The following is an 11,850-nucleotide window of genomic DNA, read 5'->3' as shown; positions in this document are numbered from 1 at the left end:
CGCTTAATCTCCTTTCGACGTGAGCGTTCCATTACTTGCTCATCGATCTTAACTCACAAAAGTTTTCGTACTCATTACATCGGCGTGGTCCTCGAGCGCTTCAGAGGGAAGGAGGTTAGTGAGACGGCGTTCAATGTGACGTGAGGAGGTTTCGGTGTGTACAGCTGTCACCTCCTCATTCCTTCCGAGAAGTAGCTCCGATAAGCCGCCGCTGTCATGCGGTTCTTGGTTTAGCTAAAGACGGATGCCCTGAGCGATAGCTGTTTTTCGCACACTTTTAATTCACACTTGCATACCATATCAGTATCATATCCTGTGACGAGTTTGAACACTCCTTTTATTACAGCCCGAATATTCGGATTCTAATTTGCGGATGGCTTTCACTCGTTTGTAGGAGATCCATATTCGAAAAGTCTGGTCGGGGACGTACTAGTTCGACAATCTCGAGAGAGTCACGAGAGAAAATCCCACGTCCGCAGCGTTCTGGAAACCGATCCGGACAGAGACGACGCGAGGCTATCGACCGTGTGCGCGTCCCAAGAGGAGTGTAAGAGAAAGGAAGACCGCGAGAACTGTGGCTCCCGTGCCGAATCCGGGAACGCCATCTGAGTCGTCGGTCGTCGAATCGTCAGTATCGACCGGCGTCTCGTCGACGGGATCCAGTTCATCGTCGTCCGCGCCGGCGGTCGAATCATCGGCCGCCACAGGGACGTCAGCGTCGTCGGAACCGGAGTCACGATCGTCGACGGCGGAGCCATGGTCGTCCGCAGTCGCTGTGTCGTCGGAATCGAATCCACCGTCGCCAGCTACCGGCGGAGACACTCCGCCTCCGCCCCCGCCCCCGCCACCGCCCGAGGATCCGGTCGACGACGACCCAACCTCGAACGACGTGGCGTGTGTCGCTTCGTTGCCCGCTTCGTCGGCAACCGAGAGCCACACGTCGTAGTCGGCTCCGTCCGCGACGGAAAGCGTATGCTCGATCCCCGACGACGTTATCGAGGTGTTCTCGTGATCAGTCCGGTCGACGCCATCGATCTCGAGGCGGACGGAACTCGCGTCGATCCCCGAGTAGGGGTCGTCGTACTCGAGGCGGAGGTCGACGGTTTCGGTACCGGCGGCGAACACGCCCCCGTCGGCGGGTGTCGCGGTCGTGATCTCGGGTGGTTCGGTATCAGGGACGAACGCACCGTACGTCGAGAACCCGGAGACCGACGCCGTGAGGAACGGATCGCTGTCGATTTCCGTGACGGTCGATCCTACCACGGGGTCCCAGTCCCCGCTCTCGTCGTCGTAGTAGTGGAGTTCGACGTCGTCGGCGACTGCCCCGTCGGGGAGGGTCTCGTCGTCGATCGCCATCGAGATCGACGCGCTCTCGACGGTGCCTTGATCGAGGTGGTACTCGAGAAGGCTGTCGAGATCCGCGGTGATGAAGCCGACCCCGAGCTGGTCGTCGTCGAGGTTCGCGTTGGCAGTCGTCTCTGAAAGCGAGACGAAGAGATCCTGGGTGAGGACCGCTTCGTCGGCTCCGTCTGCGACCTCGAACTCGATGGTGGTGCCCGTCTCGTCGATCTCGATGACGCCGTCCTCGAGCGTAAATCGGGTGTCGACGGTGACCGATGCGGTGTCGAATCCCTCGTTTCCGGCGCGGTCAGTGCCGACGCTCGTGATCTCGTAGCTGCCGGTCTCGCCGGTAGCGAAAGAGCCGGTGAAGTCGGTGTCACTTCTGCCGACAGGGTGCAGTGAGACCGACCCGCTCTCGGTCGAGGCCCCGTCGGGAGCGGTGAACACGCCGTCTACGTCCGGCGGCTCTACGAGGGGTTTGTCGCTCTCGACGACGACCGTTGCTCCCTCGCCGTCGACGTCCTCTACGGTCGCCGAGAGGCGAGGTGGTTCGCGGTCGATCACGAGTGGTCTGCCGGCGGAGTCAGTCCCGGCGTTGCCGGCCGAATCGACGGCAACAACCGACACGTCGTAGCGACCGTCGTCTTCGATGGCGTCGGGTGACACCGTCGCCGTCCAGCTGTTGGCACCGTCGTGGCTTGCTTCGAACGCGCGAACGTAGTTCGTCTCGAGCGATTGTACCAACACGTTCACCGTCCCGAGATCGAGGTCCGCATCGATCTCGACGGTGACGGGGACGTCCTCGCTCGCGTACACTTGTTCGGTTTCGGGATCGAACGCGCTGGTGTGTCCCTCGACGGCGACGATCTCGGGGGCGACCGTCGGTTCGACGACCTCGACCGTGCCGGCGTTCCGATCGCCCAACTCGAGGTCGTAGGTGCCGGTGTCCGCCGGCGCGTAGCTGACGTTGAGCCCGCCGAGGTGGTAGACGTTGGGCGCGACCGTCATCTCTTGTGTGTCGACTACGGTCGTCTCACCGGTCGCCGTGTTCGTCGCCGTGAGTTCGATCGTTTCGGTCCCTGCGATGGTTCCAGCCTGGTAGACGCTTCCGATCACGTGCATCTCCTCGCCCGTTGTAACCTCCACGGTCGACGGCGAGGCGGTGACGACCTGAATGTCGCTTTCGGCCGACTGGACCTCGATCGTTCCCGCGTCCCGATCGCCCAACTCGAGGTCGTAGGTACCGGCGTCCGCCGGCACGTAGCTGACGTTGAGCGCGCCCAGATAGTAGACGTTGGGGTAGGCCGTCACTTCCTGCGTTCCGACGACCGACGTCTCGCCGGTTTCGACGTTCGTCGCCGTGAGTTCGATCTCCTCCGTTCCTTCGACGTTGCCAGCCTGGTAGACGCTCCCGACCACGTACATCTCCTCGTCCTCGACCAGCTCGAATTCGGAGGGTGAGGCCGCGATCACCTCGATGTCGCTTTCGGCCGCCTGGACCTCGATCGTTCCCACATCCCGGTCGCCCAACTCGAGGTCGTAGGTGCCGGCGTCCTCGGGGGCGTACGTCACGTTGAGTCCACCGAGGTAGAAGACGTTGGGCGCGGCCGTCAACTCTTGTGTGTCGACCACGGTCGTCTCGCCGGTTTCGACGTTCGTCGCCGTGAGTTCGATCTCTTCGGTTCCCTCGACGTTGCCAGCCTGGTAGGCACTTCCGACCACGTACATCTCCTCGCCCTCGATCAGTTCGATCTCGGATGGTGAGGCCGCGATCACCTCGATGTCGCTTTCGGCCGCTTCGACCTCGATCGTTCCCGCGTCTCGGTCGCCTAACTCGAGGTCGTACGTTCCCGGATCGGGAACGTAGGTGATATTGATCGCACCCAGATGGTAGTACCCCGGCTGGAGCGTTACCTCCTGGCTGCCGATGACGGTCGATTCGCCCGTCTCGGTCTCCGTGGCCGTGAGTTCGATCTCTTCGGTCGCCGTGTGGCTGCCGTTCTGGTAGACGCTCCCTGTGACCGACAGCTCTTCACCCTCGATCAGCTCGGCGGTCGAGAGCGATGCGCCGACGACCCTGATATCGGTGATGCGTTCGTCGACGGTAACCATCCCGACGTCCCGGCCGCCCAGCTCGAGATCGTAGTCGCCGGCGTCCGCCGGCACGTAGCTGACGTTGAGCCCGCCGAGGTGGTAGACGTTGGGTGCGACCGTCACCTCCTGGCTGTCGACCACAGTTGTTTCGCCGGTTTCGACGTTCGTCGCCGTCAGTTCGATCTCTTCCGATCCGGCGACGTTGCCCGACTGATAGACGCTTCCGACCACGTACATCTCCTCGCCCTCGACCAGCTCGACTTCGGAGGGTGAGGCCGCGATCACCTCGATGTCGCTTTCGGCCGGTTCCACCTCGATCGTTCCCGCCGCCCGGTCGCCCAACTCGAGGTCGTACGTTCCCGCATCGGGAGCGAACGTCAAATTGAGCGCGCCAAGATGGTAGACGTTGGGCGCGACCGTCACCTCCTGGCTCCCAACCACGGTCGTCTCGCCGGTCTCGGTGTTCGTCGCCGTCAGTTCGATCTCCTCCGGTCCGGCGACGTTGCCCGACTGATAGACGCTTCCGACCACGTGCATCTCCTCGCCCTCGATCAGTTCGACCTCGGATGGTGAAGCCGCGATCACCTGGATGTCGCTTTCGGCCGCCTCCACCTCGATCGTTCCCACGTCCCGGTCGCCCAGCTCGAGGTCGTAGTCGCCGGCTTCGTCCGGCACATAAGTGATGTTGATCCCACCCAGATGGTAGACCTTGGGTGTGACCGTCATCTCCTGGCTGCCGACGACCGACGTTTCACCGGTCTCGGCGTTCGTTGCCGTGAGCTCGATCTCTTCAGGGCCCTCGACGTTGCCAGCCTGGTAGACGCTTCCGACCACGTACATCTCCTCACCCTCGATCAGCTCGATCTCGGATGGGGAGGCCGCGATCACCTGGATGTCGCTTTCGGCCGCCTCCACCTCGATCGTTCCCACGTCCCGGTCGCCCAACTCGAGGTCGTAGGTGCCCGCGTCCTCGGGCACGTACGTGATGTTGATCGCACCGAGGTGGTAGACGTTGGGTGCGACTGTCATCTCCTGACTCCCCACCACGGTCGTCTCGCCGGTCGCCGTATTCGTCGCCGTGAGTTCGATCTCTTCGGTTCCCTCGACGTTGCCCGCCTGGTACAGGCTCCCGATCACGTGCATCTCCTCGCCCTCGATCAGTTCGAGTTCAGAGGGTGAAGCCGCGATCACCTGGACGTCGCTTTCGGCCGCCTCCACCTCGATCGTTCCCGCCGCCCGGTCGCCCAACTCGAGGTCGTAGGTGCCCGCGTCCTCGGGAACGTACGTGATGTTGATCGCACCCAGATGGTAGTATCCAGGCGCGATCGTCGCCTCCTGGCTGCCGACGACGGTCTCCTCGCCAGTCTCCTGGTGGGTTGCCGTGAGTTCGATCTCCTCCGTTCCCTCGACGTTGCCCGCCTGGTAGACGCTTCCGATCACGTACGCCTCCTCGCCCTCGACGAGTTCGGTCTCCGAAGCCGAGGCCGCGACGACCTGGATGTCGGAGTACTGGTGTTCGACGTGGACCGTACCGACGACGAAGCCGTCGAGTGAGATCGTCACGTTCGCCTCGTCTTCTCCGGCGGGGAGATCGGCTTCGGTCGGCGTCCACTCGAACTCGACGCCGCCGGGCGTCGCACCCGGTCCGACCTCGACGGTCATGGTGTCGACGCGTTCACCGTCGACGTTCAGGTCGACGGCAACGGTGCCAGCTCCGCCGTCGTTGAGCAGGTCGCCGGTGACGGTGACGGTCTCGCCGATGACGACCGCGGACTGGCTCATATCTGCGCCGTAGATGAGGACGTCCGCGTCGGCGTCCTCGACGACGGTGACGGTTCCAATGTCGACGCCGCCGACGCCGACCTGAAACTCACCGGCATTTTCGAACGTCCACGCGAACGCGACGTCCGTACTCTCACCCGCGTCGAGCGTGACCGTCGAACTCTCGACCTCCTCGCCGCCGATCTCGAGTGGAACGAGTAGTTCGCCGTCACCCTCGCCGACGTTTGCGATCGTCCCCTCGATCGTCGCCTCCTCGCCGGCCTCGAGCTGTGTCGGCGTCACGGTCGCCTCGAGGACGTCGAGTTCGGTTTCGGGGTCGAGTTCCTGTTCGTCCGCCTCGACGGCCATCTCGACGCTATCGGTCTCGCCGTCGTACGTGGCGGTTACCGTCGCCACGCCGGGACCCTCGGCGACGAGCATCGAACCGTCGACGGAGACGACGTCGGTGCTGTTGCTCTCGATACTCGTCCCGTCGGTGACGTTCTCGGCCGTTCCGTCGTCGAACGTCGCGATCACCATCGCCGACGTCGCCGATCCCTCGGAGATCGTCGTCTCGTCGACCGAAAGCGACAGCGACCCGAGTTCTGGATCAGATGGTGGCTGTTCGTCGGCCGCTACCGTCATCTCGACGCTATCGGTCTCGCCCTGATAATCGGCGGTGATCGTCGCCGTTCCGGTTTCCTCGCCGACGACCGTCGAGCCAGCGATGGCGACGACATCCACGGGATCACTCGCCAAGTGAGTCTCGGCGGTGACGTCCTCGGTCGTTCCGTCGTCGAACGTCGCGATCACCGTCGCCGACGTCGCCGATCCCTCGGAGATCGTCGTCTCGTCGATCGAAAGCGACAGCGACTCGAGTTCCCGATCGGCATCGGCTTCCGAAACCGAGAGTTCGATCTCGTCGACGTCGTCGGGTTCGTCCGATCCTGGTGGGAACGCAGCGACGACCGCCTCAGCACCGTCGAACTCGAGTTCCGACTCGAAGGTGAACGTCTCGGTCACGTGTTCGCCGGCCTCGAGAGAGACCGAACGGGGTTCCGCCTCGTACAGAGATTCCGACGATTCCAGTTCCTCGACTCCCAGTACGACTATCGAATCTGTCGACCCCGTCCCGGAATTATCGATGTCGGCGACGACGGTCAGGTTCTCACCCTCGGTGGCGCTGGTCGTACTCGCTGTCGGTTGAATCTCGACGGATACGTTCGCCGACGGCGGCTCGAGTGATCCCGGGGAGACGACGATATCCGCCGTGGTGGTTCCCCCTTCGACCACTTCGACGTCGTCGACCGTCCCGGACTGTGGCACGGCTTCCTCGGTCGTCACCTCGAGCGTGTACGTCCCCGGTTGGAGATGAAGATTGTAGTATCCGGTCGCATTCGTCCACGCGGATCCGCTTCCGTCACTGGTGGTGACGTGGGCGGACGCCACCGGGTCGTCGGTCTCCGTCGTAACCTGGCCGGTGACGGTTCCCGGTTCACGTTCGACGGTAAGTTCGACGTCGCCGCCCGCGGGGTCCGCGAGACGGTCGTCGTCAGCGGTGATTGTGTTCGAGAAGTACCCATCAGCGGCGAATTCGACCGACGGCGTTTGCGAGTGATGTTCCGGGAGGTTGATCGCGTATTCGCCATCGGCATCCGTCGTCGTTGTGTACAACGGGTCACTCGCGAAGAACCGCGATTCGATCTCGGCCCCCTGGATAGGTTCGTCCGTCTCCGAATCCGTTACGGTGCCGCTCAGAACCGGAACCGAAGCGAGTTCGATATCGTCGAGTGATTGTTGTTCACCCGTCTCGAGTTCGATGTTCTGACGGCCTCCGTTCGCGTATCCGAGTGTTTCGACGGTGATTTCGTAGACCCCCGGTGGGACGTCGAGGTCGAACGCACCGTTCGCGTCGGTCGAGAGAGTCGTCGCAAATCCGTCCGGGGCGGGATCCGTCTGGCCAACGTCGACCTGTTCGACCACCTCGAGTTCCGCGTCTGGAACCGGATCGCCGGTTTCGGCGTCGACGACCGTCCCGCTGATCGACGCTTCACCCACGTGGAGGCTAACGTCCGTCGTCAGTACACCGCCGTCAGCCACCTCGAGGGCGGTCTCTTCGGCCTCGGCGTAGCCGTCGGCGCTCACCGTCAGGTCGTACGTCCCGACGGGAACGACGAGCTCGTACACTCCGTTCTCGTCGGTTTCGGCGGTCTCAGTAACTCCGGCGTCGTCGGTGACGACGACAGTCGCCCCGTCGAGCGAGTCCTCGGAGTCCGCGTCAGTGACAGTGCCAGTGATCGTCCCAGTCTCGAGGAGTGGGGCCTCGAGCCACTCGTCGAACAACACGTAATCTGCCCAACCACCGGCTGTGTCGAGTGAGTCGCCGCTCCCGTCTGCAACAGCACCTGTTTCCGGATCGGTTTCACCGCCGCTTGGCCCGTCAACCGCACCCCACCAGTTGTTTCGCGCGTCGAGGTTCTCGAGGCCATTGGTGTACAACAGACCGTCGCCATTACCAGCGATCGAGTTCTCGGTGACGACGACGTTCTGGTCCCCGCCGACAGTGAGTCCGATTCCGGTGTTGTCCTCGATAATATTCTGCGTGATCGTGGCGTTTTCGAGACCGTACTCACCGTTGCCGGTCACGACGAGGCCGTCCTCGTTGTGTCGTACGGTGTTCGATTCGATCGTGCCATCAGCGGTGTCGACGTGAATATCGAATCCGACAGCACCGCTGTTGTCGGTGACGACGTTGTCCGAGATTGTCGCCGTTTCACTCTCTACATCGAGGACGAATCCGGCGTCGCCCTCGTTGTCCCTGACGGTGTTGTTCTTGATCAGCGCATCCACACCGTCGATGTCGAGGTCCATTCCGACCCCGCCGTTGTCACGAACGGTGGAATCGCGAACCGTCACCACGCCGGTGAGTGAACCCCAATCCATCTTCACGCCGTCACCGCTACTTCCGGTGATCGTGTTGTTCATGAACGTGAGGTTTTCGGTGGTGGCCAGACCTCCGGGCGACAGCAAACCGAACTGAACGCCAGTACTCGAGTCCTCGATGACGTTGTCGGTCACTGTTACCTCGTCTGCCGTGAGTACGTGGAGACCGCGGTTGGCGTCCTGGATGCTGTTCCCGACGATCGAGAGCCCCTCGACGTGTTCGACGTGAATCGCGGTACGACCGACAGCTGTGAAGTCCACATTCGAGACCGTCACGCCGTCACTGTCGAAAACGTCCAATCCATATTCTGCGTCCATCACGTCGACTTCATCGACGGACACCGACGACGAGTGCCAAACGCTGATCGCGCTGCCACCGATATCGGTGAACTCGCCGCCGATGATATCGACGCTATCGGAGTGGGTCACTTGCACCCCTGCACTCACGTTCGAGAACGAGTGCTCGTCGATTTCGACGTTCGAGACGTCGACGAGGATGACCTGTCCGGCACCAGGATCGATCGCGGGGGCGTCTTCGTCGACGGCGTACACGAGCGGGTCACCACCGACGGTGTTTTCGGACATCTCGTGTGGATTCGCGTCGAGGTCTTCGGGAACGCCGTCGAGCTGAATGCCCGTGACGAATGCGTTGTCTGTGACCGTCGCGTTGATCGCACCGTCGAGCACGAGGTCGATGTCAGTCCCCGAAAACTCGTTGTCACGGACGATCGTATCATCACCCGCGTGCGGGATTGCGTGGGAGACATCGCGGAAGGTATTTCCCTCAATGGCTGTCCCGTCCATGGAGATAGTACCGTCCCGGTGGATCCCCCATTCGGCATCCTCGATCGTATTGTCCACCACGACCGAATCGCCCCGGATCTGGATGGCGATGCCGTCTGTCGCCGTTACGTTGTTCTGACAAATTTCCAAATCTGATCCGGTTGCAGAAATGGCGTCGCCGTCGCCGCTCACGTTGTTCTTTGCGATACCGTGATCGTCCCCTGCAAGGTCGATCCCGAGACCCTGGTTGTCTTCGATCGTGTTGTTCGTAATCGTACCGTCATCGGAGGGGTACCAACTATCACCGTCGACGATACCAGCATCGTTTCTGCGTATCTCGTTGCGATCGATACTGAATTCGTCACTGTTTCGGTCGATTGTGAGTGCGCCACCGTCGTTGTCGACGATAGCGGTATTTCGAAGTGTGAACCGATCGTCACCGACGAAGACAGCCTCGCCTCCGCCGGAATACCCCTCGATCCGGACCCCGTCGACGGTCACGTCCGCTGCGTCCACCGTGATCGCACGCTCGAGTTTGCCCTCCCCGTCGAGAACGGCACCACCGTCGGACACCGACCGCAGCGTCAGCGGCTTGTCGATCGTGAGTGACTCCTCGTAGGTGCCGTTCCCGACGAGGATCGTCTCGCCCGGCTGGGCCGCGTCGATCGCATCCTGGATGCTGTCACCATCCTGAACGCCGTCGACGAGTACTTCGACCTCACCGACGGACTGGCCGTCGACCTCGAGATCGTACGTACCGGCTTCAGCAAGCGTGACACTCAATCGCTCTGTTTCGGCACTTTCGCCGCCGACAGAGACTGTGTCGGTGACGCTTGCAACCTCGTTCCCCCCGTCGTAGGCGACCAGCTCGCTCTCGACGCTCTGGCCTCCATCGACGAGATTCTCGTAGCGAACGTCGACGCTCGCCTCACCCGCAGCGCTCGGATCGACGGGCGCTTCGATACCGCTGATGATCGAGTCGTGCAGTCGGTTAGTGTCGGCCAGGTAGACCGGGTCCGAAACTACCACGATCGTCCCGATCTCCTCGCCCTCGAGATATGCGGTGTACGTTCCAGGGTCGGTAATCTCGTCGGTATTAAGGAAGTACGTTCGTTCTTCACCCGGCAAAGGTCCTTCAGCGTCCACGAACGCGACATCTTCGCGACCGTCAAACGCCGGCCCTTCAAGCGACAGGGTTGTGTTCTCATCAACGTATTCAGTTCCGAGGTTCGTCGCCTCGTAGGCGATCTGTACCGAGTCGCCCTCGAGCCACGTCTCGTAGAACGGGTGCACGACTCGGACGATCGGGTCGGACTCGTCGACGACGGTAACCGTCCCGACGACCGCGTCATCGACCTCGAGGTCGTACGTCCCCGCCGCTGCGGGTGCGGATATCGACGAGTCGACGGTGTTCGTCCCGTAGGCCGGAACCTCGAGGGTCACGGTCTCCGTCTCGCCGCCGAGCTCGAGGTCGAAACTCGCAGTACTCGCCTGCCCCCGATCGTTTCTCGCCGTCACCGTGACCGAAACATCCTCCTCGACGAGGACGCCCTCGTCGAACGCGACGTCGACGACGCGCGGATCAGTCTCCGCCACCGTGCCGGTCCACTCGTGGTGGTTGTTCTGTACGCCGACCATTACGCGAGCGTCGCTACTGGAGCCCGAGACGCCGGCGTCGATCGCCATCAGGCGTGTCTCGCCCGTTTCGTCTACTTGCACCGCGACGTAGAGGACGCCGTCGACGACGATGACGTCGCTGCGATCGCCGGTCTCGACTGACCACAGCTCGCTTCCTTCGTCGGTGACGTCGAGCGCTCGTAGCGCTCCCGAATCCGTCGACTGCGGAACGAACAGCGTTCCGTCGGCGACCGTCGGCGCGTCCCACACCGTCGTCTCGTCGATCCACCGTTCGCTGCCGTCGGTCGCGTCCAGGGCGTACAGTCCGTCGAATGCGACGTAAACCGTCGCCTCACCGCTCTCGCCCGAGGCTGTTGGTGTCGTGGGCGTCTGGGAGACGTCTCCCCCCGAGGGACCATCGAACGCGTGCGTCCATTCGTCCTCGCCTGTCTCGATGTCGATCGCCACGGTGGAGCGATCGTAGCCGCCCTGTTCGGTTCCCTCCCGAAGGCTGACGTAGAGGAGGCCGTCGGACACCGTCGGCTCCGAGATAGCCGACCGATCCTCGAGGACGCCGTAGTCGTCCCACGTCCACTGCTCTTCAGCGTCAGACGCATCGACCGCGACCAGTTTGTCGGCCGTACCGACGTAGACCGTCCCGTCGACGACCGTCGGGCCGCTGTAGATGGTCGCCGTCTCCGTCGACCACTGCTCGCTTCCATCGTCGGCGTCGAGTGCGTACAGTCGATCCGTGGTCGCGTCGATCGACTCGCCGACGTAGACGTAGTCGCCGTCGACGCCGAGTGCCCGCGATGAACTCGTCCCGTCGTCGAACTCGACGTGCCACTCGAGCGTCCCGAGTTCGAGGTCGAGCGCCCAGACGCCGTCCGTGCCGGTGACGTACACCGTCTCGTCGACGACCGTCGGCGATCCGTCGGTCGGGACCTCGGTCGTCCAGCGCGTCTCACCCGTCCCGACGTCGTACGCAGTGACGGCCGCGTCTGCGCCAGTGTCGCCGGTCGTCGTCACGAGAATCCCGTCGACGACCGTCGGGGCTCCCCCGGTGGTGAGGTCTTCGTCGGTCTCCCAGAGCACGTCGCCCTCGTCGCTGTCGAACTGCGTCGGTGTGATTCGATCCGCTTCCGATCCGTCGCCAGCGTCTGCAGCTGCGATCCCGGCGACACCACCGACAACACACAGTCCGCAGATTCCCACGATTCCGATCCAGATGAGCACGCCCAGTCCCCGCCGGGTCGTGCCCTGCCCCTGATTTACCATGCGGAAGAGAAAATTCAGGAGCTGATAAGCTTC

1 protein-coding gene is annotated in these 11,850 nt (G+C 62.8%); it reads right to left on the bottom strand.

Annotated features, from left to right (window positions below):
- Positions 1-516 precede the first annotated feature (516 nt).
- Complete coding sequence (locus tag FYC77_RS17660) at positions 517-11,817, bottom strand: right-handed parallel beta-helix repeat-containing protein (protein ID WP_149082817.1); 11,301 nt, start codon at positions 11,815-11,817, stop codon at positions 517-519.
- Positions 11,818-11,850: the final 33 nt, after the last annotated feature.

The organism is Natrialba swarupiae, from assembly GCF_008245225.1.
In the GTDB taxonomy this organism is placed as follows: Archaea; Halobacteriota; Halobacteria; order Halobacteriales; family Natrialbaceae; genus Natrarchaeobius; species Natrarchaeobius swarupiae.
This window is presented reverse-complemented; position numbering and strand designations above follow the sequence as displayed.